The sequence below is a fragment of the Patiriisocius sp. 208BN25-11 genome (genome assembly GCF_058147145.1).
Window position 1 is genome coordinate 1 of record NZ_JBYVJY010000009.1, and the last position, 23,761, is coordinate 23,761.

General features: G+C 32.6%; 23 protein-coding genes. All 23 read left to right on the forward strand.

All coding sequences use genetic code 11. From position 1 onward, the window contains the following. Positions 1-120 precede the first annotated feature (120 nt). The 23 genes from ACY2RS_RS10890 to ACY2RS_RS11000 all read left to right on the forward strand — a co-directional run bounded on the left by ACY2RS_RS10890 (position 121) and on the right by ACY2RS_RS11000 (position 23,737). On the forward strand, positions 121-537 hold the full coding sequence (locus tag ACY2RS_RS10890) for a VOC family protein (protein ID WP_490098685.1): 417 nt from the start codon (positions 121-123) through the stop codon (positions 535-537). Between the two features lie 70 nt (positions 538-607). Continuing rightward, positions 608-1,117, forward strand: coding sequence for a GNAT family N-acetyltransferase (locus ACY2RS_RS10895; protein WP_490098686.1), 510 nt, complete (start codon positions 608-610; stop codon positions 1,115-1,117). Between the two features lie 285 nt (positions 1,118-1,402). Next, positions 1,403-2,089 carry a DUF6624 domain-containing protein gene (locus ACY2RS_RS10900; protein WP_490098687.1) on the forward strand — a complete coding sequence of 229 codons (687 nt, stop codon included), beginning with the start codon at positions 1,403-1,405 and terminating at the stop codon, positions 2,087-2,089. Between the two features lie 179 nt (positions 2,090-2,268). Next, positions 2,269-3,366 (forward strand): ligand-binding sensor domain-containing protein, encoded by a 1,098-nt coding sequence (locus ACY2RS_RS10905; protein WP_490098688.1) that lies wholly within the window; start codon positions 2,269-2,271, stop codon positions 3,364-3,366. A gap of 191 nt (positions 3,367-3,557) precedes the next feature. Continuing rightward, complete coding sequence (locus tag ACY2RS_RS10910) at positions 3,558-4,571, forward strand: helix-turn-helix domain-containing protein (RefSeq protein WP_490098689.1); 1,014 nt, start codon at positions 3,558-3,560, stop codon at positions 4,569-4,571. A gap of 95 nt (positions 4,572-4,666) precedes the next feature. Then, positions 4,667-6,352, forward strand: a complete 1,686-nt coding sequence (locus ACY2RS_RS10915) for a S41 family peptidase (RefSeq protein WP_490098690.1) — start codon at positions 4,667-4,669, stop codon at positions 6,350-6,352. A 175-nt stretch (positions 6,353-6,527) separates the two neighbouring features. Next, positions 6,528-8,009 carry an alpha-L-fucosidase gene (locus tag ACY2RS_RS10920; protein WP_490098691.1) on the forward strand — a complete coding sequence of 494 codons (1,482 nt, stop codon included), beginning with the start codon at positions 6,528-6,530 and terminating at the stop codon, positions 8,007-8,009. A 4-nt stretch (positions 8,010-8,013) separates the two neighbouring features. After that, the gene (locus tag ACY2RS_RS10925; RefSeq protein WP_490098692.1) at positions 8,014-10,692 is read left to right on the forward strand and encodes a glycoside hydrolase family 3 C-terminal domain-containing protein; all 2,679 of its coding nucleotides are present in this window, start codon (positions 8,014-8,016) and stop codon (positions 10,690-10,692) included. 217 nt (positions 10,693-10,909) lie between these two features. Beyond that, the gene (locus tag ACY2RS_RS10930; RefSeq protein ID WP_490098693.1) at positions 10,910-11,947 is read left to right on the forward strand and encodes a helix-turn-helix domain-containing protein; all 1,038 of its coding nucleotides are present in this window, start codon (positions 10,910-10,912) and stop codon (positions 11,945-11,947) included. Between the two features lie 87 nt (positions 11,948-12,034). Then, on the forward strand, positions 12,035-12,457 hold the full coding sequence (locus ACY2RS_RS10935) for a nuclear transport factor 2 family protein (RefSeq protein ID WP_490098694.1): 423 nt from the start codon (positions 12,035-12,037) through the stop codon (positions 12,455-12,457). Positions 12,458-12,486: 29 nt separating this feature from the next. Beyond that, entirely contained in the window at positions 12,487-14,001 is a 1,515-nt protein-coding gene (locus ACY2RS_RS10940; protein ID WP_490098695.1) for a serine hydrolase, read from the forward strand. A 2-nt stretch (positions 14,002-14,003) separates the two neighbouring features. Next, the gene (locus ACY2RS_RS10945; protein ID WP_490098696.1) at positions 14,004-15,392 is read left to right on the forward strand and encodes a serine hydrolase domain-containing protein; all 1,389 of its coding nucleotides are present in this window, start codon (positions 14,004-14,006) and stop codon (positions 15,390-15,392) included. A 200-nt stretch (positions 15,393-15,592) separates the two neighbouring features. Then, positions 15,593-16,564 (forward strand): MBL fold metallo-hydrolase, encoded by a 972-nt coding sequence (locus ACY2RS_RS10950; RefSeq protein ID WP_490098697.1) that lies wholly within the window; start codon positions 15,593-15,595, stop codon positions 16,562-16,564. Positions 16,565-16,656: 92 nt separating this feature from the next. Continuing rightward, entirely contained in the window at positions 16,657-17,175 is a 519-nt protein-coding gene (locus ACY2RS_RS10955; protein ID WP_490098698.1) for a Crp/Fnr family transcriptional regulator, read from the forward strand. A gap of 85 nt (positions 17,176-17,260) precedes the next feature. Continuing rightward, positions 17,261-17,668, forward strand: a complete 408-nt coding sequence (locus tag ACY2RS_RS10960; protein WP_490098699.1) for a DoxX family protein — start codon at positions 17,261-17,263, stop codon at positions 17,666-17,668. Positions 17,669-17,680: 12 nt separating this feature from the next. Continuing rightward, the gene (locus tag ACY2RS_RS10965) at positions 17,681-18,283 is read left to right on the forward strand and encodes a protein-methionine-sulfoxide reductase heme-binding subunit MsrQ (protein ID WP_490098700.1); all 603 of its coding nucleotides are present in this window, start codon (positions 17,681-17,683) and stop codon (positions 18,281-18,283) included. Position 18,284: 1 nt separating this feature from the next. After that, the gene (locus ACY2RS_RS10970) at positions 18,285-18,722 is read left to right on the forward strand and encodes a thioredoxin family protein (RefSeq protein WP_490098701.1); all 438 of its coding nucleotides are present in this window, start codon (positions 18,285-18,287) and stop codon (positions 18,720-18,722) included. Position 18,723: 1 nt separating this feature from the next. Further along, complete coding sequence (locus ACY2RS_RS10975) at positions 18,724-19,704, forward strand: FAD:protein FMN transferase (RefSeq protein WP_490098702.1); 981 nt, start codon at positions 18,724-18,726, stop codon at positions 19,702-19,704. Then, entirely contained in the window at positions 19,701-19,913 is a 213-nt protein-coding gene (locus ACY2RS_RS10980; protein ID WP_490098703.1) for a DUF4266 domain-containing protein, read from the forward strand. Before ACY2RS_RS10975 ends, ACY2RS_RS10980 begins: the two co-directional genes overlap by 4 nt. Before the next feature lie 11 nt (positions 19,914-19,924). Further along, positions 19,925-21,232 carry a DUF3570 domain-containing protein gene (locus tag ACY2RS_RS10985; RefSeq protein WP_490098704.1) on the forward strand — a complete coding sequence of 436 codons (1,308 nt, stop codon included), beginning with the start codon at positions 19,925-19,927 and terminating at the stop codon, positions 21,230-21,232. Positions 21,233-21,246: 14 nt separating this feature from the next. Continuing rightward, complete coding sequence (locus ACY2RS_RS10990; protein ID WP_490098705.1) at positions 21,247-22,218, forward strand: VOC family protein; 972 nt, start codon at positions 21,247-21,249, stop codon at positions 22,216-22,218. A gap of 140 nt (positions 22,219-22,358) precedes the next feature. Beyond that, the gene (locus ACY2RS_RS10995) at positions 22,359-22,754 is read left to right on the forward strand and encodes a toxin-antitoxin system YwqK family antitoxin (RefSeq protein ID WP_490098706.1); all 396 of its coding nucleotides are present in this window, start codon (positions 22,359-22,361) and stop codon (positions 22,752-22,754) included. Between the two features lie 188 nt (positions 22,755-22,942). Further along, positions 22,943-23,737, forward strand: coding sequence for a cation efflux transmembrane domain-containing protein (locus ACY2RS_RS11000; protein WP_490098707.1), 795 nt, complete (start codon positions 22,943-22,945; stop codon positions 23,735-23,737). The last annotated feature ends 24 nt before the right edge of the window (positions 23,738-23,761 follow it).

The following is a 23,761-nucleotide window of genomic DNA, read 5'->3' on the forward strand; positions in this document are numbered from 1 at the left end:
AAAACACCAAATATGGTATATAAATTAACAGCGTAAAATCAATTTTAACCTGTAGCCATATTTCAGGACAAGACATTTGCGCATTGATAAAAAATCAAATAATAATCTAAAATAAGCTCTATGGCAAGAATGAATCCCTACCTTTATTTTAATGGTAATTGTGAAGAAGCCTTCAATTTTTATGAAGGAGTTTTTGGAAAAAAGGTCTCATACATTGGACGCTATAAAGATGTTCCAAAACAAGATAGACACATTTTCCAAGAAACTGACGAAAATAAAATAATGCACGTCACTTTGGATATTAGTGAAGAAACAAGTTTGAATGGAGCGGACTATACTGAAGGATATGAAAAGTCAAAAGGGTATAGCAACTTTGGTCTTATAATTCATACAGATAGTAAAAATGAAGCTGACAAGCTATATAACGAACTTTCAAAAGGTGGACAAAAAACCTTACCTATGCACGTTACATTCTGGGAATCTTATTATGGTAATTGCATTGACAAATTTGGCATTATGTGGAAAGTTACTACGTAATTAATAGAATAAATCAATTCTCATCGGACTGTATTTAGCAGGTAAATGTATGCAATTAAAAAAACTATAAGTGAAACAAAAAATCAAAATAAGGCCTCTCGAATTATCAGAAAAAACTGAATTGGCAAAACTTGCAAATAATAAAAAGATTTGGAACAATTTGAGAGATTACATACCTTTTCCATATACGGAAAGTGATGCTGATTTTTTTATAAACTTAACGAAAAAAGAGAATCCTAAACAGACATTTGGAATAGAATACGAAGGAAAACTATCTGGTATAATAGGATTAGTAATCCAAAAGGATGTATATAAAAAATCGGCTGAAATTGGATATTGGATTGGAGAACCTTTTTGGGGAAATGGAATTGCAACAAAAGCTGTTGAATTAATTACGGAATATGGATTTGACAAACTTGACCTAAATCGGATTTATACAGGCGTATTCGAATATAATACAGCATCAATGAAAGTTCTTGAAAAAAATGGATATGAAAAGGAAGGAATATTCAAAAATGCGATTTTAAAAAATGATAAAATCTGTGACGAACATAGATTTTTCAAAATCAATAAAAAGTAAAAAAACGACGCACAACACTAAATAAGGACAAAGTAACCTCAAGAGAATACTTGGAAAAGGCAGAATTTCTTTTAAAAACTGTCGAAAACGACTGGGAGGGGAAACGTGAAATTATTGAAGAAATTAAAGCTGAAAAAATGAAAAACGGCTGGTAACAATGTATATAAAAAATAGGCGGAATAGTAGTGAAATCAAGGTTTCTGGCTCGTATCAAGCTTTGTGCTTTGTAATCGCCTACTTTTCATATACTAACCGTTACCCACAAGCTGAAAAAAACATTCTGCGATGAACAAAATAATCGGAATATTCATAATTAGTTTCACTCTATTTAGTTGCAAACAAAAGGCTACGGACGAAAATATAGCAGAAGAGAAAATAGAGTTTAATCAAGAATTAGCCGATGAACTGGGCAAAATGGTGGATACAGACCAAATTGCTGCGTCTAATGCTTTTCCAACTGAACAATATTCTCAACTGACACAAGAACAATGGGAAGTATTTAAAGACAGCGTTTATCTTCAAAATCAAAAGCGAGCCCAAGAAACTTTTGATGAATATGGGTTTGTAGGTTTTGATTTAGCTGGAGAAAATGGTTCAAGAAACTTTTGGCTGATTGTTCAACATTCTGACCATAATCCTGAATTCCAGAAAGAAGTTTTAGCGGAAATGAAGAAAGAGGTTGACAAACAAAATGCAAATTCAACAAACTACGGACTTTTAGTAGACCGAGTAAATTTGAATACTGGAAAAGCCCAAATATATGGTACACAAGTAACTTATAATTTCAACAATGCCCAGGCATATCCGAAAAAATTAGAGGATAGTATAAATGTCAATAACCGAAGAAAATCAATTGGACTTGAACCACTAGAAGAATATCTAAATGGAATGACGGAAATGCACTTTGAGATGAATAAAGAAATGTACTTGAAAAAAGGAATAACTGAACCAACACTTTACGTAACGAATTAAAGCGTAAAAGCCTTTGGGTAACAACGGCTATAGTTCATTACGGCTGAAATTCCTATCGGAATTTAGGTTGCTTCTTAACAATGGGTTTCTGTTTATTTGCTAACTTAGTGCAAACGCAACGAAACCATACACGAACACGTTGTAAGCAAGCTAAAAATCGAGAACAAACAAAAAATAGAATGGGTTTAAAAATGATAACTATTAAAGTTGTTCTAATCTTTGGAATTTTAACAACATTTTTTAAATGCAACAGTCAAAATAAATCTAAAAACTCAGATACACCTGAAAAAGTTATTGCTCTGGGTGAGACTGTTTCCAGGCTTGACCAAAAAATATTACAGATATTCCAAGACTCTAATAATAACCTTTGGTTTGGAGGCAATGACAAAGGAGCTTATAAATATGATGGTAAAAATCTAGTTCTTTATACTGATAAAGATGGACTTATTGAAAGCAATATTTGGGGAATACAAGAAGATAGATTTGGAAACATTTACTTCGACACAACAAAAGGAGTGAGCAAATTTGATGGGCAAAAATTTACAACTTTAGAGATAGTAGAAAATAGTTCTGTCAAAAATGAATGGAAATCAGAACCGAACGATTTATGGTTTAGAATGGGATGGAATAATAACGGACCTTATCGATTTGATGGGATACATTTATACCATTTACAATTTCCGAAAAATGAATTGGAGAACGAATTCAATTCTATTAACCCAAATGCTAGTTACAATCCTTATGGAGTTTATTATATCTATAAAGACTCAAAAGGTAATATTTGGTTTGGTACGTCCAATTTAGGAGTATATAAATATGATGGGGATGAGGTTAGTTGGATGTATGAAAAACATTTAACAGAAACACCTGAAGGTGGTTCTTTCGGCATTCGTTCAATTATTGAAGATAAAGATGGATATATCTGGATTTGTAATACGAAATATAAATATAAAATATTGTCAGATAACACAAAGTCTAATGAGCTCAAACCAATAAAGTATCAACGAGATTTTGGAGTAAAAAGTAAAGAATTAGAAAGTTTATATTTTATGTCCATGACTATGGACAATAACGGAGACTTGTGGATGGTAACTTACGATAATGGTGTATGGAGAAGTAATGGAACTGAACTAATTCATTATCCAATTAAAGATGGTGAAACTGATGTTTTACTGTTTTCTATATATAAAGACAACAAAGGTGTTCTATGGCTCGGAACACATAACGCTGGAGTTTATAAATATAATGGGAAATCATTTGAGAAATTTGAATTGTAAAAAGTCAGCTTACAACAAAGTAAAGCTTCAAATGCTTAGTTTATTTACTATTCTGAAAAAATAAGCATTACTCTTATTCGAGAAATTTAAAGTAATTTAGCGAACGCTTTCCAGCATCGGATTGCGTTACAAAACCGTTGGCAGTAATTTGAGTTCACTCTACTCTAAAAGAAAATGATAAATTTGAATTAATGAATTATTTATCTCAAATATTATTTTTCTTTGGAGCTATTGGAGCATTTAATAGCCTTATATTAGCACTCTATTTATCGTTAAGTAAATCTTATTCTAAGTTAGAACATAGACTTTTCGGATACTTCCTATTGATATTAAGCTTTAGAGTTTTAAAATCTTTATTTTATGCATTCTCTACTGAAGAGCCTATCTGGTTTTTGCAATCAGGACCATCTTTTTTTTTTCTAATAGGTCCGTTGTTTTTTAATTATACATTAAGTATCCTTAAACCCAAATCATTTTGGATAAAACATTGGAAATTTCATATTGCATTGTGGGTTTGTTTAGCTGTTGTTTTTATGTTTTTTATTCCTTTTAAAAACCACAACGAACTTTACAAAACGATTATACTTCCAATCATAAGTATTCAGTGGCTTGTTTATATATTAGTTTCCAGTGTTTTCATTAAAACTAACTATAAAAATTTCCCACGAATCAAATGGCTTTCAGCTCTTTCAACTGCTATACTAATTATATGGACATTCTTCACATTCGCATCCTTTGAGTACTTTATAGGAGGTTCAATATTTTTTTCGATACTTTTTTATGCATTCTTTCTGTTTATTCTTTTTAACAAGAAAATAGCTTCAAAAATTTTTGAAAAAAGAAAAAAGAAAAAAGACATAACACATTCTGATACCAATAAAGTTCATATTAAAAAATTAGATACTATTTTGACTGATAGAAAATTATTTACAAATCCAAATTTGAAAATTTCAGACGTGGCTAAAAAATTAGGTGTTTCTAATCATGAATTATCTAAATTGATTAATGATGAATTAGACAAAAATTTTAATGAATTGATTAATGAATATAGAATTGAAGAAGCGAAACAATTAATAAAAAGCAATTCTTTGTTCACAATAGAAGCAATAGGAAATCAAAGTGGATTTAATTCTAAATCAGCTTTTTACAAGGCTTTCAAAAAGGCAACAAATACTACACCTGCAAAATTTAAATCTCAACAATAAGTACTTTTTTATAAATCAGTACTTCTTACCGTAGCAACATTAACTCTTACTCTTTTAGATTTATATTAATTTGCAGCAACCATAATTAAATCAAAATGAAAATCAACAAATTTATTCTTTTATTACTAACTATCTTTGTTTTTAGTAGTTGTCAATCACAATCCCAAAAATCTATTAGATCAGCTTTAGTTGAAACTTCTTACAATAATATTGATGCTGCAATTGTATATTACAATAAGCTAAAAAAAGAAAAACCCAAAATATACAATTTTAATGACAAAAACGAACTTAATAATTTAGGCTATCAATTAATTAATGATAACAGAATTGAAGATGCCATAAAAATATTTGAACTACTAGTTACTGAATTTCCAAACTGGTTTAATTCTTATGATAGTTTAGGCGAAGCATATCTTTTAAGCGGAAACACAAAATTAGCTATAAAAAATTATAAAAAATCTCTAGAACTGAATTCTAAAAACGAGAATGCCGAAATAGCAATAATTAACATTCAATATAGAAATAGAGATACAAATAAATTTGATAAAATATACGAGAAACAACAGTATTTAGATGATCTGGATGAATTAGCAAAGTCGCTTACCGAAACCAATCCGCATCCATATAAATTTATGCCAAAACAGGATTTTTGGAGAGTGGTCGAAGAAAAGAAAAACTTAATAACAGATAAAACCACATACAGCGAATTTATCTGGCATTGTAGCGAAATTGTCGCTAACATAAATTGCGGACATAGTAGTCTTCCAATGTATTTCGGACAAGAAAGTGAGATGCTTCCAGACAGTTTACGTTTTCCGATGGAATTGTTCAATGTTGAAAACAAACTCTATGTTGTAAATCCGTTAATCAATAACGACAAAGTTAAACCAGGAGCAGAAATTAAAACCATAAATGGTAAAACCAGTGCAGAAATTATAACAGACATCAATAAGCATATTAAGTCACAAGGAAAAGTAGGAAATCCCGCTAAAAGACATTTATATAACTGGCAATCGACGGCACTTATACCTTATTCTTTTGGATTTCCAACGAGTTATGAAATAGTAATTAACGATAACAAAGAACTTATTGAGCTAGAAATGTTAGACACTTATAAATTAGAACTCAGAAGTCTAAGAACTTGTGATGAAACGCTATGTCTTGATTTTGTAGATAATACTGAACTTACAGCCATAATGACAATAAATCATTGGGATTTTTACGGTAGTAAGTTTTCTGTTTTAAGGAATTTTATTGATGATAGTTTTAAAAAGATTAACAACAAGAATAGTAAAAGTTTAATTATTGATGTTAGAGGAAATGGTGGAGGAAATTCTTGGGGTGCTTCGCATTTGCTACAATATTTAGCGAAAGAACCCTTTACTTATTTTAAAGTAGCACCAGATAATAGTCCAAAACTCAAACCCTTAAATCCATTTAAAAATAGATTTAAGGGAAATGTCTACTTCTTAACAGACGGTCGAGCAGGCTCTACCACTGGTCAGCTCCTTGCCCTATCAAAGCATAATAACATAGGTGTAACTGTTGGTGAGGAATCAAACGGAGGTATTTTTTATACTGGTGGACAACGAATATTTCGTCTAACAAATACAGGCGTTTTTTATTTAGTAGGTAGATTTACACATGTTACCAATGCTGATTCCATTTCAGATGAATCAGGCGTATTACCACATCATAATAGCGTACTTACTGTTGAAGATTATCTGAATAATCTAGATACTGCATTGGAATATACAATGGAACTAATCCAAAAAAAATAAAAACTACTGCCAACAAAGTAAACCTTCCATTGCTTAGCATTTTCCTTTTCGGAAAATACTCGCATTATTGAAATTTGATATAAATCAAGTAACTTAGCGAAAGTATTCCAGCATCGGAACATTTTACAAAACCGTTGTGATTAATGCAATCTCCTGAAATTCAAAAAAATAAAGAATGAGAAAATATATAATACTTCTCTTACTGTTTATAGCTAATTATTCTTACTCTCAAGCTATTCTAGAAGATGAACGCTACGTGCCAGAAACAGACCCTTTAGTACTTGATAAATTAGACCAATGGCAAGATATTAAATTCGGATTATTAATGCATTGGGGAGCATATAGCCAATGGAGCATTGTAGAATCTTGGTCTATTTGTCCAGAAGATTATGGCTGGTGTGAACGTAAAAAAGGAAGTAATCCAGACAATTACTATGAATACGTTAAAGAATACGAAGGACTAAAAAAAACATTCAACCCTGTAAGATTTAATCCCGAAAAATGGTCTAAAGCAGCTAAAGCCGCGGGAATGCGTTACATGATTTTTACTACCAAACACCATGATGGTTTTTCAATGTTCGATTCTAAATACACAGATTACAAAGTAACAGATCCTGAATGTGCTTTTAGTTCAAATCCAAAGGCAAATATTACCAAAGAGCTTTTTAATGCCTTTAGAGGAGAAGAAATGTGGGTGGGTACCTATTTCTCAAAACCAGACTGGAACCATAAAAGTTATTGGGATCCCTATTGGCCTGCTTTTGATAGAAATGTGAACTATGATCCTGCCTTGTATCCTGAAAAATGGGAGAATTTTGTTCAATTTACACACAATCAATTGTTAGAATTAGCAACAGATTATGGAGATATTGATATTGTGTGGCTAGATGGTGGTTGGGTAAAAAAACGCGACCAACTCAACCTTGACGAAAACTACGCTGAGAAATTCGCAGAAAATAAAGCCGCCAATGGTTTTATCAAACACAGGATGGTATCTCAAGACATTAGAATGGATGAACTTGTAGATACCTTAAGGACTAAACAACCTGGACTTATTGTTGTTGATAGAGCTGTACATGGCAAAAATCAAAACTACTTGACACCAGAAAACAGAGTGCCAGAAAAAGAACTTCCCTACCCCTGGGAATCGTGTATCATCTCTGGCGGTGGTTGGGCATACACTCATGATGCTGTATATATGTCTGGACATAAAGGAGTGCAAATGCTTGTTGATATTGTAGCCAAAGGTGGAAATCTACTCTTGAATATTGCTCCTACACCCGATGGTGAATGGCAAGACGGCGCTTATAGATTATTAAAAGATTACGAAAATTGGATGACTATAAACAGCGAAGCAATCTATAATAGCACTACCCTAGCGCCTTATAAGGAAAATAATATCTGCATGACCCAACAAAAAAATGGGAATGCCTATTTCTTTTATATGGCTGCAGAGAATGAAACAAAAATACCTGCAACCATTACTATAAATGCTCACCAACCTATAAAAGGTGGCACTGTAAAACTTTTAGGACATAACAAACCCCTTAAATGGGTTCCAAATAAGAAAGGCTTTACGGTTTCCATTCCCAAAAAACTTCGAAATAATCCGCCGAGTGAGTTTGTATGGACATTTAAAGTTTCAAAATTAAAATAAACAAATGAAGCTAGTTCCTCGTTCACTGTTTGTTGTTTTAGTATTGCTAATTAGTAGTTCTTGTGAGCAGAAAGATCAACTCGTGTATAAAAATCCAGATGCGTCTATCGACAATCGTGTTGATGACTTGCTGGAAAGAATGACGCTTGAAGAGAAGTTCTGGCAACTTTTTATGATTCCTGGTAATATTTCCGAAGGAAAAGAAAAATACAAACATGGCATTTTTGGATTTCAAGTGGCAACAAAAAGTGCTTCTGGCAATAATACAGAGCAGGCTTTAGCATATGCTGAAGGTGGAACAGCAAAACAAACTGCATTGCAGATTAACGAAATGCAGAAATACTTTTTGGAAGAAACACGCCTTGGCATTCCTATTATTCCTTTTGATGAAGCCTTACATGGTTTGATTAGAAAAGATGCAACAGTTTTTCCGCAAGCTATTGGACTAGCAGCTTCCTTCAACACAAAGCTTATGGATACCGTGGCTGCTGCTATTGCTAAGGAAGTTAGGGCAAGAGGAATTCGACAAAATTTATCACCCGTAATAAATATAGCCCGCGATGTACGCTGGGGACGCGTAGAAGAAACCTATGGTGAAGATCCATTTTTAACTTCAAAAATGGCCGTGGCTTATATCAAGGCTTTTGAAAAACGAGGCGTTATCACCACACCAAAACACTTTGTGGCTAATGTTGGTAATGGCGGACGTGATTCTTACCCTATTCATTTCAACGACCGCATTTTAGAAGAAGTCTACTACCCTGCTTTCAAAGCAAGTATTCAAGAAGGAAAAGCTATGTCTATAATGACGTCTTATAATTCTATCGACGGAACACAAGCTTCTGCCAGCACAAAACTATTAAACGAAACATTAAAAAAGGATTGGGGCTTTGATGGTTTTGTGATTTCTGATGCAGGTGCTGTTGGAGGTGCAAATGTGCTACACTTTACAGCTAAAGATTATGCCGCCTCAACAAAACAGGCTCTAGAAGGTGGTTTAGATGTGATTTTTCAAACGTCTTATGATCACTATCCATTGTTTTTTGAAGCCTTTGAGAAAGGAATGATTGATGAAAAAGCAATCAATGATTCTGTTCGTCGTGTTTTATATGCAAAATTTAAACTAGGTTTATTTGAAAACCCCTATGTAAATGTTGAGGATCTAGAAAATCACAATAGTGTTGCAAATAACAAAGCATTGGCAAAAAAAGCGGCTTTAGAATCAATAGTTCTTCTTAAAAATGAAGCAGAAACACTTCCCATTAAAGAATCTGTAAAATCGATTGCCGTGATAGGCCCAGATGCAGATGAAGCAAGATTAGGAGGTTATTCTGGTCCGGGCAATACCCCAGTGAGCATTTTAGAAGGTATAAAAAACAAAGTTGGAGCTATTGCTAAGGTAACATATGCAGAAGGTTCAAAAAGAACAACAGAAGGTTTTATTGCTATTTCAAAAGACCACTTTTTTCATCTAGCAAATGGTAAAAAGCAAGCTGGACTACAGGCGAAATATTATAACAACATCAACCTTGAAGGTGAACCAGCCTTGACGAGGATTGACGAAAATATTGATTTTAGATGGACCCTTTTTTCTCCAGATCAAAACAACATAAATTATGATTATTATTCGGCACAATGGACAGGAAAATTAATTGCTCCACAAAGTGGCCCTATAGATATTGGAATAAAAGGAGACGATGGCTATCGCTTATACATTAATAACAAATTAGTGATTGACAACTGGAAAAAACAAACGGTACAGCAAATTACCAAACCATTCACATTTCAGAAAGAAAAAACATACGATATCAAAGTAGAATTTTACGAAACAACTGGAAATGTTTGGTTTAAACTCATCTGGAATGCTGGTATCCAAAACAATTGGCAAAAAGAAATTGCAAATGCTGTAACTGTTGCAAAAAATTCGGAAGTTGCTATTGTTTGTGTAGGGATTGAAGAAGGAGAATTTAGAGATAGAGCCTATTTAACGTTGCCTGGACACCAAGAAGAACTCATTAAAGCAGTTGCACAAACCGGAACTCCTAGTATTGTAGTATTAACAGGAGGTAGTGCCATAACCATGAAAAATTGGATTGAAAATATCCCAGCGATTTTGGATGTTTGGTATGCAGGTGATGAAGGTGGAACAGCAATTGCCGATGTACTTTTTGGAGATTATAATCCTGCGGGGAGATTACCTATTACATTTCCTATAGATGTAGCTCAGGTACCATTATTTTATAACCATAAGCCTACTGGACGTGGTGATGACTACATTAATTTATCTGGAAAGCCCTTATTCCCGTTTGGTTTTGGTTTGAGTTATACCCAATTTGAATTTAGTGATATAAAACTTGACAAAAGCACAATAAACACCTCAGAAAGTACAATTGTAAGCTGCACAATTACCAATACGGGAAACTATAATGGTGATGAAGTAGTTCAACTTTATATCAAAGATGAATTGGCAAGTGTTGCCAGACCAGTAATGCAGTTAAAAGGCTTTCAACGCATTCATCTCAAAAAAGGAGAATCTAAAAACGTATTATTTGAGATTACACCAGAAATGTTATCCATGTTAAATAAAGAGCTAGAGGCAATTGTAGAACCTGGTGATTTTAGAATTATGTTAGGATCGTCTTCTAATGATATAAGGCTTCGAGAAATTTTAACAGTTAGGTGAGCAAATGAGGAAAAAATACTCCTAAGATTTTATTAAACTGAGCTATAAATAAGAATGTAAAACCTGAATTTCTTAGTGTAATTTAAGTTCTGAAATGTTATATAATTAATATTACGTTATTTTAAAGTAACTTAGCTAACAAATTTATATGTTTTTAAAAGCCTTATCCTCAATTTCAATATAACAAACATTTGACATCATAAACTTATAGCCTAGTATGAATATTGAGAGTCAACTTATTTTCTTTTTTAGCGCCCTGGGTGCTTTTAATGGTTTTATTTTAAGTTTTTACTTTGGGTTTAAAGCAACAAAAACTAAAATCGCCTCAAATTACTTTTTAGCACTATTACTATTTGTGCTAAGCATTCGTATTATAAAATCTGTTTTCTTTTATTTTGTTCCAGATTTATCTACAACATTTCTTCAAATTGGCCTTTCTGCTTGCTTATTAATTGGGCCATTCCTGTATTTATATCTTCGGTATCAAAGTAAAGAATTTGAGAAATACAAGTGGTTACTACACATCGTTCCTATTTTATTACTAATCACTGTTATAGGGATTTTATACCCATACCAAGAACATCGAGGATTATGGGTCAATTATTTTGTTAGAATCATCTATTATCAATGGCTTGCTTATATCATTTTTTCTGGATTTATAGTATGGCCTATACTTAAAAAGTTTTTTAATAATAATGAAAAATTTAGTGATAAAGATCTTTGGCTAAGCAGCATCTTTTTTGGCACCACTTTTATATGGATAGGCTATTTTGTAGGTTCATTTACATCCTATATTGTAGGTGCCCTATCATTTTCTTTTATTTTATATTTAGTTGTATTAGTGTTCATTTTCAGAAGAAAAAAAGGAACCTTATTCTTTGATGAAAAAATACGTTATAAAAACAAAGAAATTGACACCAAAGTCGCAGATGGAATATCTACCAAACTCCATCTCATTGAGGATGACAAGTTATTTAAAAATGCTAATTTAAAAATGGCAGATGTAGCAACAGCATTTAAAATTTCGCCCCATACCCTATCGCAATATTTAAATGACAATTTAGGCAAATCATTTTCCCAATTTATTAATGAATATAGAATAGAAGAAGCGAAAAAATTATTAGTTTCAAATAAGAACTACACCATAGAAGCCATTGGTTATGAAAGTGGTTTTAATTCAAAATCAACATTCTTTACTACCTTTAAAAACCTAGTTGGAATCACACCTTCAGCCTTTAGAAAGCAGGGGAATTAATTCGGTTTTATAAATCCGAACTTCTATATTATAATAAGAAACCTCTAGTAAAAACTATTTTTTGATCTTGCACAAAAACTAATAATTATGTGCAAAATAAATCTATTACTAGCAACACTGTTTTTTACCATCACAGTGTATTCACAAACTGAAAATGAGCAAATTACAACAGTACTCAATCATTATATTGAAGGTACTGCAAATGGCGAACCCGAACGTTTAAAAAAGGCTTTTCATGAAGACTTTAACCTCTATTTTGTTAAAAATAGTGAATTAGAAATCTGGTCTGGAAAGCATTACATAAGCAATATAAAATCGGGTGTAAAAAACGATAGACAAGGGAAAATAATTTCAATAGATCAAGAAGGTGACGCAGCTATGGCAAAAATTGAAATTAAAATGCCTAGTAGAGGCTTAACTTTTATCGATTATTTAATGCTGCTGAAATTGGAAAACAAATGGAAAATCATTCATAAAAGTTTCACCAAAAGAGAAAGTCAAACTAACTAAGCTACCAATCAATTATAAAACCAATTATTATGAAAACAATTGTAAACATAGTATTTTTTATAGCACTGTTATTTTGTATAAGCGCCTGTGCTCAAGAAAAACAAAACACAGAAAATAACCTTCTTGGTTTAGATTCAGAAATTGAAAATTTAATTGCAGAACACCATGCTGCTGGAGTAGCAGTTGCTGTTGTGAAAGATGGAAAAACTATATATTCTAAAGGCTATGGATATCGTGATTATGAAAACAAACTTCCTGTAAACGAACATACGGTTTTTGGTATTGGATCATGCACCAAAGCATTTACAGCAAGTGTATTAGGAACATTACAAGATGATGGTAAACTAAAATTTTCAGACAAACCCGCTACATATTTACCAAACCTTGAATTTTTTAATCAAGGAATGAATGATTCTATTCAGATCAAGAATCTGTTAACACATAGTACTGGAGTAAATAGTTGGCCATCAGAGTCGACCGCTATTTTATTTATTACACCAGACAAATACGAGTTAATTCCTAGAATAAAATATATTAAACCAACAACAGGTGTGGGTAAAAGCTGGATTTACAATAATTTAATGTACTCGGTAGCCGGAATGGTTGCAGAAAAAGCTTCTGGTAAAAGTCTGGAAGACAACTGGCAACAAAAAATATTTAATCCCTTAGGAATGACTAATAGTTATCCAAATTGGAAACAAGCTTCTACAAACAAAAATTTCTCACACGGTTATGCAGTAGATAGCATTACGCCAAGCAAAGTATTACAGGAAGACATGTCTACAAGAGGTGCTGGGGGATCTATTTATAGCTCTGTTCATGATATGTCAAAATGGATGCAATTATGGCTTGATGAAGGGGCTTTTGAAAACAAACAAGTACTTTCAAAAAAATATGTGAAATCTGCAACAGGCTTTTTAAACAAATTACCTGATAATCCAGGAGATAGCCTTAATCCAGTAGCGAGATATTACGGGTATGGTTGGGGAAACTGGATGCACAAAGGTTATAAGCGTGTTGAACATTCTGGTGGCACCTCTGGTTATGTATCAAATGTTGTTTTATATCCTGAAGAAAAATTAGGTATTGTTGTTTTATCAAATCAAACTACAACGTCATTGGCTGCTAAAATCACCAATAGAATTGTAGAACGTTTGTATCCAGAACTTAAAGAAAATGAACTAGAAACCAGATTTGGCCAAGCATTCACCATAGCGCCAATAGACACTCCTACAATACAGGATCCAAAAAATAAACCAACCTATAATTTGTCAAAATATACGGGTACTTATGAGCATCCAGGGTTTGGAGAAATTAAAATTACTTTAAAAAATGAAACGCTTTATGCAGATTTTCCACTTACAAAATTTAGATTAGAATATACAGAAAACAATAGATTTATTGATCACCACACAACACAAATACCACTCACCTATTGGAATTTCATGAATTTTGATTTTCAAGATAGTGAAGATAAATCTATAAATAGTATAGCCATCAACTTAGATCAAGATCCTGTGCTATTCACTAAACAAAACAACTAGCCATGAAAACTAAAAAAACACTTTCACTATTTCTATGTACAATGGTACTAATCCTTGTTACTTGTTTGACATGCAATACAGCTAAAGCTCAAAATATAGCAAAAGAAATTAAAACGTTTGAGAATAACCTCTTACCGCCTGTTTTAATAGCTAATGAGCCTATAAATACCTTTAACCTAATAGAACGAATGAACCATCACAATATTCCCGGGGTAAGTATAGCTGTTGTAAAAAACGGTAAACTTCATTGGTCCAAAGGGTATGGAAAACGAAATGCAGAAAGAGATGATTTGGTAAATGAGGAAACTTTATTCCAAATTGCTTCAGTTACAAAACCATTTACAGCATTAGGTATTTTAAAATTGGTAGAAAACAAATCTATCGAGCTAGATGTTCATGTAAATAATTACTTAAAAGATTGGAAAATTTCAGAAAATGAATTTACAAAAAATGAAAAGGTAACGGTAAGAAGATTATTAAACCACACTGCTGGTTTAAATGGGCATGGGTTTGACGGCTATTCTCAGGATGAAGCAATGCCAACAACCATAGAAGTTCTTAATGGTGAAGGAAATTCAAGAATTATTGCTGTAGAAAATATTCCTGGAGAAACTTGGAGGTATTCTGGAGGTGGTTATGTAATTCTGCAAAAACTTATTGAAGATGTTACTGGTGTATCGTTTGAGGACTATATGACTAAAGAGATTTTACTGCCATTAAAGATGACAAACATTACTTTTCAACAACCCTTAGATAGCTCGAAATACAAAAATGTGAGTGCTGCACATCAAAATAACGGAGATGTGGTAGCGGGAGGTTGGCACAATTACCCCGAAAAAGCTGCAGGTGGTTTGTGGTCTACTGCAGAAGATGTTGCTAAATACTGTATCGAAATTCAAAATAGTATTGCAGGAAAAAAGAATGCATTTTTAAAAAAAGAAACCATTGATTTAATGTTTGCAAAAGGAAAAAACAATTGGGGCTTAGGAATTAGAATTGATGGAGAAGGAGATACATTAAGATTTGCACATGATGGTAAAAATGAAGGTTTTTTTGCAGACTTTGTAGCTTTTACAAATTCTGGTGATGCCGTTGTGATACTCACCAATGGAAACACAGCACCTTTAGTACAAGAAATCTTAAAATCAATTTCTTATACCTACAACTGGAATACACATACACAAAGAACTATTAATACCTTTGATATTTCTTCTGAAATGTTAAAGGAATATACTGGGCAATATCTTTGGACAGATAGACCTAGCTCTAATTGGATCATTAATATTGTTTTAAGAGATGGAAAATTAAATTTTATTGCTTCTGGTTTTCCTAACAGTATTTTGACTCCTTATGAAAAGCATACATTTATTGACTTAACTTCTGAAGTATAAGTACAATTTAAAACTTCCAAAAGTAAAAAGATCAATGGATTGGTATGGCGTGGGCAATTAAATTTTGAGAAAATTAATTAAGTATTTTTGCAAACGTATTTTGATTGTTTATCTAAGCAATGATTCTTGAATTTTAATTAAGAAATTTTGACTACATTAGAGTGCACATTTCAGTATTAAAAACTATTGCTTGTGATCAAATGAAAATATACTACATACTCTTTTTTACATTTTCTATTTTTTCTTGTTCTGAAATAAAAACTTCCACTAAAATTTCCGAAGTACCAACAAAAACAAAGCATAATGGAAACACAGCTATTGTAATTCTTGGAACACTACAAGATGCTGGATCACCACAAATAGCCTGTGTTAAAGAATGTTGTGCTAGCCTTTTTGAGAATCCAGATAAAAAAAGAAAGGTGATTTCTTTAGGCCTTTTTGATGCCGAAAATCAAAAATCATATTTATTTGAAGCAACTCCAGATTTGGGTTCGCAAATGAAAAAAATGACAGATTTTAATGCAAAAAATGACAGCCAAGTAGTTGATGGTATTTTTTTAACACATGCGCATATTGGTCATTATACAGGACTTATGTTTCTAGGAAAAGAAGCCATGGATGCTAAAAAAATGCCGGTATACGTTATGCCTAAAATGAAAAATTTTCTATCTACAAATGGTCCTTGGAATCAACTAGTTGTTAGAGAAAACATAGTATTTCAGGAGTTGGAAAATGAAAAAGTTGTTCAATTAGCAACCTCACTCAAGGTAACGCCTTTTTTAGTGCCGCATCGAGATGAATATTCTGAAACCGTAGGCTACAAAATTGAAGGGCCAACTAAAAGTGCTTTATTTATTCCTGATATTGATAAATGGGAAAAATGGGACAAAGATATTATTGATGAAATCAAAGATGTTGATTATGCATTTTTGGATGCCACTTTTTATAGTGGACAAGAATTAAACAATAGAGATATAAGCCAAATACCACATCCTTTTATTATTGAAAGTTTAGATGTATTTTCAAGCCTGAGTAAAGAAGAAAAAAACAAAGTGATTTTTATTCATTTTAATCATACAAATCCTGTTGTAAACCCTTCCAGTATTGAAAGTAAGATACTGATAGATAAAGGATTTAGGATTGGAAAATATGAAGATGTATTTGAATTATAGGCTTGTTTTAAAGATGAGTGAAATTAGCAAGTTCATTCATGAATGGATTATTAGAAAAACCCTTTTTAAAAGATATAAAATCTAGTTTTTAAATGAATATTTTACCCACAAGAAAAACAATAAAAGTCCCTAAAGGAAACATCCTTCTTAGACAAGGTCAAATAACCAAACAAGGGTATTTAGTAAAAACAGGGTGTCTAAAAAGTTATACAATAGATGCAAATGGTAAGGAGCATATTTTACAATTTGCGCCTGAAAACTGGATGATTTCAGATTTGGATAGTTTCACCAATCAAGTGCCTTCCATCATTTTTATTGAAGCAATAGAAGATAGTGAAGTTACATTAATTTCTAAATCTGACATCGACGATATCTCAGAACTAGAAAAACCTGAACTTATACAAATAGCAACAAAATTTAGAAATAATTTAATTGCAACAAATAAACGCATCATAAGTTTATTAAGTGCCACAGCAGAACAACGTTATTCAGATTTCACATTGATGTACCCCACTCTAGTACAACGTTTACCCCTAAAATTGATTGCGTCCTACATAGGTGTTACACCAGAATACTTGAGCGATATTAGACGTAAAATATCAAAAAAATAAGCTACAACTCATTTCTTAAGGTATCTTATTTTTATTCTATTTACGATAGTCCAACTTTGCAGTTATAATTTTTAATTTAAAAAAAATGACTCAGCAAAAAACAAACAAAGGATTAAACATTGGACTTTGGATAGCACAAGCATTAGTTGCTTTAATGCTACTTTGGGGTGCCTATGCAAAACTAGCAACCCCTTTAGAAGAACTTTCTCAAATGATGCCTTGGGCATCCGAAAACCCATCATTACTAACATTTACAGGTATTGTTGATCTATTAGGTGGTTTAGGATTGTTAGTACCTGCATTGCTTAGAATTAAACCACAACTTACAGTTTATGCAGCCTATGGTACAGCAGCACTTATGGTAGCAGCCGCAATTTTTCACATTACAAGAGGTGAATATGAATCTGTTGGCATGAATGTGGTGCTGCTTCTTATTGCCTTATTTATTGCTTGGGGAAGAAGTAAAAAAGAGCCCATTTTACCTAAAAGATAAATATTAAGATTAATGCTTACCATCAAAACATTTTTTACATCTAAGTATATTTTATGGTTAATTTTAGCCATCCCTGGAACATTACTTACTGTAAACTATTATCGTGATCAAGTAAGCTATGATATGATTATGCATATCACAGGAGAATTTGCCGGTCGGATGTTAATTATTAGTCTTATTGCAACTCCTATTAATCTTCTTTTTCCTAAAGGAAAAATAGCAAAATGGTTAATACGAAACCGTCGCTTTTTTGGAGTGGCGGCTTTCTCTTATACCTTTTTACATAGCGTTTTTTACGTATTAGAATACCCTTTTAAAACATTAATTAATGAGTTCACAGATGTTGCCATTTTTACGGGATGGATTGCGTTTTTTATTTTCATTCCACTAGCAATAACAAGTACGAATACTGCCGTAAGAAAAATGGGGAAATCTTGGAAAAAATTACAGCGTTGGGTATATGTAGCTGCTATTCTAGCTTTTATTCATTGGGCTCTTTTAGGCCTGCAAGGAACAGAAAAAAGTGCAGCGGCAGCTATAGTTCATTTTATTCCAGTTATAGGGTTACAAATCTATCGTGTTAGGAAACAGCAAATTAAAAAAAAACATCTTTAAAATGAGAAAAGCACTTTTATTTCTAATATTCATTTTTAGTATCACAAGTATTCAAGCCCAAAATTGGATAACAGATTTTACAACTGCAAAAGAAGAAGCTGTAAAAAACAATAGACCAATTATTCTAGTTTTTCAAGGTTCAGATTGGTGTGCGCCTTGTATAAAATTAGATCGTGAAATATGGAGTACAGAAATCTTTAAAAACTACTCTAAAGAGCATTACCTATTGCTAAAAGCAGATTTTCCTAGAAAAAAGAAAAATAAACTTTCAGATAAACAAACTGAAGGCAACAAACAACTTGCAGAAACATATAATAAACAAGGCATTTTTCCATTTGTAGTCGTACTGGATTATGAAGGCAATATTTTAGGTCAAACCAGTTATAAAAAAACTACACCAGAAAATTTTATTAAAAAACTAAATAGCTTTATTAAATAAAATGAAAAATCTCATTTACATCATCATCCTTAGTATTTCTATGTCTTCTATGGCTCAAAATCCATATAAAAGCACTCTTAAACTAATGGGAAGTCGGTTTGATATTACAGTAGTTGCAAACGATTCTATTACGGCTCATAAATATATAGATACTGCTGTTGAAGAAATTACTAGAATAGAAAAGCTAATTTCATCTTGGGATACTGCATCACAAACTTCTGCTATTAATAAAAATGCAGGAATTGCACCAGTAAAAGTTGATACTGAATTATTTAAATTAATACAACGTGCTATTGGCATTTCAAAGCTAACAGATGGAGCTTTTGATATTAGTTATGCTTCTATGGACAGAATATGGAAGTTTGATGGTAGCATGAAACAGATGCCAACTAATGAAGATGTTAAAGCATCAATATTAAAAGTGGGGTATCAAAATATAATCCTTGATTCAGAAAAAAATACAGTTTTCTTAAAATTAAAAGGAATGAAAATTGGCTTTGGTGCTATTGGTAAAGGGTATGCTGCAGATAAAGCTAAAAACCTACTCATTTCAAAAGGAGTCACTTCAGGTATTATAAACGCTTCTGGAGATATGAATACTTGGGGGAAACAACCAAATGGGGAAGATTGGAAAATTGCGATAACCAACCCACTAAACAAAGACAAAGTCTTTGCAGTACTTCCTATAAACAATAGTTCAGTAGTAACGTCTGGCAACTATGAAAAGTTTGTGAAATTTAATGACAAGCGCTATTCACATATTATTGATCCAAGAACTGGCTACCCATCAAGTGGAATTATTAGTACAACTGTATTTGCTCCCCAAGCAGAATTAGCAGATGCTCTAGCAACTTCAGTATTTGTAATGGGAAAAGAGGCAGGACTAGATAGAATAAATCAACTTCCAAATATAGAATGCATTATCATTGATGAAATGGGAAATATTTCTACTTCAACAAATATTAAAATAGATAAATTATGATAAAGAAAATAATTTTACTTATTACTATTACTACTCTTTTTAGCAGTTGTGTAGTTGTAAAAGAATATGAAAAAGTAAATATCAATGACCCAGATATGGTACTTGCCGATAAAAAATGTGATAAAAATGTAACTACTATGCATTCTTATAGAGAAGCAGCTGCAGGCGCAAATGGTGGGAAAACTGGAGGAGGTTGTGGATGCAATTAAAAAATGAAAAAATGAAAAAAATTGTCTTTATTATAGTATTGTTCTCTTTCTCAAAAGCATACTCGCAACAAGATTCTATTCGTGTCTACAAAAAACGAATACTAGAAACGACCGAAATTGATTTCTTAACAAGTTATTACTCCCAGAGTGGAGATAATGCAGCTGTGAGTGGAGGTTTAGGAACAGAAGAATTAACAGATATTACAGGTACTTTTATAATCTCAATACCATTGAATGATGATGATGTATTGACAATAGATGCCGGAATTTCTGCATACACTTCAGCCTCATCAAGTAATGTTGGAGCATTTGATGATGGACCAGCAGATCCTTTCCAGGCATCATCTGGTGCATCTAGTGGTGATGTATGGTCTAGCATCTCTGGAAACTACACTCACAGTTCAGATGATCGAAATAATATCTGGTCTGCAAATCTATCAATAGCAAACGAGTATGATTACTTCTCATTTGGTTTTGGTGGTAGCTTCACAAAACTTTTCAATGAGAAAAACACAGAATTAAGTATTTCAGCAAATGTATTTCTTGATTCTTGGACTGCAATTTACCCGACAGAGTTAAGACCTTTTGGCAATGGAGGTCTTGGTCTTAATGATCCCTTATTTACACAGAACACCATCACTGGAAATAGTAACTACACACCTATTTTTAATGAATTTACAGATACTGGAAGGAGCTCTTATTCTGTAGGCCTAGGATTTTCACAAATACTTACTAAAAATATTCAAGGGTCACTATCGCTTGATATCATACAGCAAGAAGGACTGTTATCTACACCATTTCAAAGAGTTTATTTTGCAGACATAGCCGACTCTTTTATAGATAATTTTCAACTAGCAGACGCCATTGAACAATTGCCAGATACAAGATTTAAAGTAGCTTTAGGCGGCAGACTAAATTGGTATTTGAATGAAAAAGTTACCATACGTAGCTTTTACCGCTATTATTTTGATGATTGGGGAATTACATCACATACTGCAAGTCTAGAAATTCCTTTCAAAATTTCAAGCAAATTTACCATATATCCATCGTATCGATTTTACAATCAAACCGCTGCAGATTATTTTAGACCATACCAAACAGCAATATCATCTGAAATCTTTTACACCTCAGATTACGACTTATCAGAATACAGTGCAAATCAGTTTGGAATAGGAGTTTCTTACACAGATATTTTTGCAAATGCGCATCTATGGAACTATGGACTAAAAAGCATAGACCTTCGATTTTTTCAATATGACAGGAATACTACTTTTAGTTCTACTATCATAACAGCCGGTATTAAATTTGTGCATGATTAATAGATAAAATAACTATGAAACGAAAGAAATTTATACAAACAATAGTAGGTGCATCTGCACTTATAGGTATGGATTATTTTTCTAATATTGCTTTTGCATTTTCACCTATGACAAATAAACTTAAAGATCAAGAGAAATTTGCTTCGTTTGGAGCCATTCATTTAAACAATACTAGTCTTAAAAAGTCTTCAGAATTTTGGACTAAAATTGTAGGCTTAAAACTTAGAAAAAGTGATGCTTTAAAAGCTGAGTTTGGCACAGAAAAACAGACCCTAGTGGTTGTTCATGAAAGTGCCAAAACTGGATTTATGAAGGGCTATAGCGGCCTGTATCATTTTGCAATACATGCGCCAAGTCATGCTGCATTTTCAAACATGTTACAACGTTTACGAGTAAACAATTACCCCTATTCACCTGTAGATCATACCATGTCTAAATCTTTATACCTAGATGACCCTGACGGTATTAATGTAGAATTTACACTAGAAACTCCAGAGCGCTTTGTTCGTGTTGTAACAGATAGAGGTATTGGCATGGAGGATAGTGATGGAAACATAAAAAGTGCTTCAGCGCGTCTTGATGTGCAAACTATCTTAAAAGATGTAACAGATACTGAAGCAAACTTACCCATAGATAAAGACACATATATAGGGCACTTACACTTGTATGCTAATAATGTTGGACATTCAAATACATTTTATCAAAAAATTGGATTCCTACCCTTTAACAATTTACCACAATTTATGTATGCAGATTTAGGTTGCGGTGGTGCCTATAAACACAGAATTGCTTTAAATTCTTGGCATGGTATCAATAAACCTTTAGCTCCAGAAGGAACAGCTGGAATGCGCCATTTTCAAATTCAATTTAACAATGAAAAAAGATTGCATAATGCATTAAAAAATCTTGATTTTTATGAAGAAAATGAGAATGGATATTGGTGCAAAGATGCAACAGGAAATATCATCGTATTAAACAAAGTGTAACTAAATATTGCAGCTATTGCCTAGTTGAAATACTTATAAAATATCTAACTACCCTTTTAGTAAGGAAAATTTATTTTACAACCTTTGAAATTTCAACCTTCACGTGTATCTTTATTGTTGTAAGCAAATAAATCAAAACAATGAAAGACATTCCTGGAATCGATGAAAATGGGAATCCAAAAAATGGTCCCTTTACAATGTACTTTAAAAACGGGCTTGTTTCTTGCCAAGGTGAATTTAACAATGGTGAAAAATCAGGAAATTGGACCTACTTTCTTACCAATGGCCAAATGCAATCTACAGGCAAATTCAAGCAAGGAAATATTGTGGGTCAGTGGAAATGGTTTTTCAAGACTGGAGAGCTAAGAGCAACTGGAGGATTTGATGATGATGGGCAAAAGCACGGAGCTTGGAAACGTTACCATGCAAATGGCCAACTCTGGGATGAAGGTGTTTTTGAACACGGCAAAAAGAAAGGGATTTGGAACGTTTATGATGAATCTGGGAATCTTCAAAAAACACAAACCTACAAATAGTACATCTTAGATTCCTACTAATGTAAAAATTACCTAAAACCATATATTTAATACCCCAGCTTTATTCCTATTTTTTCTAAAAAATTGCAGTAGGATATTTTCTGAAATACTACACATCACCCTAATTGGTTAAAAAAAGGTACTTTAGTAAGAAATTAATAGTATCGCTAGTTTTAAAACTCTTGCAATTGAAAAAGACACTGTTTGAAATCACAAAAATGGACTGTCCTTCAGAAGAAAATCTGATACGCATGAAATTAAATGGTATTCCTAGCATTGCACATTTGGACTTTGATATTCCAAACCGACAACTGACTGTTTTTCATACTGGAAAAATGGCCCCAATTGAAAAGTCAATACACGAACTCAATTTAGGCGGAAAGCAAATAGCAAGCGAAGAGACCGATCAAACAGTATTTAAAGAAGATACAAACCAAAAAAAACTACTTTGGTCTGTACTTTTAATCAATTTCATCTTCTTTATTTTAGAAATGACGACGGGTATCATCTCTAAATCTATGGGACTTGTTGCCGATAGTCTAGACATGCTAGCCGATAGCTTTGTGTATGGAATTAGCCTATTTGCTGTTGGTGGTACCGTACTTAAGAAAAAGAAAATAGCCAAACTCGCTGGTTATTTTCAAATAATACTTGCCGTTATTGGATTTGTAGAAGTGCTTAGACGGTTTTTTGGAGGTGAGCAACTTCCAGATTTCTCGACAATGATTGTCATTTCCATTTTTGCACTTATTGCTAACGGAATCTGTCTTTATATCCTTCAAAAATCAAAGAGCAAAGATGAGGCACATATGAAAGCTAGTATGATATTCACTTCAAATGACATCATTATCAATTTGGGGGTGATCATCGCGGGAATTCTAGTACATGTATTGAGTTCTAACAAACCCGATTTACTCATAGGTACTATTGTTTTTGTCTTGGTAATTCAAGGTGCGTTTCGGATATTGAAATTGAGCACATAACCTAACGCTAATAAATAAAGTATC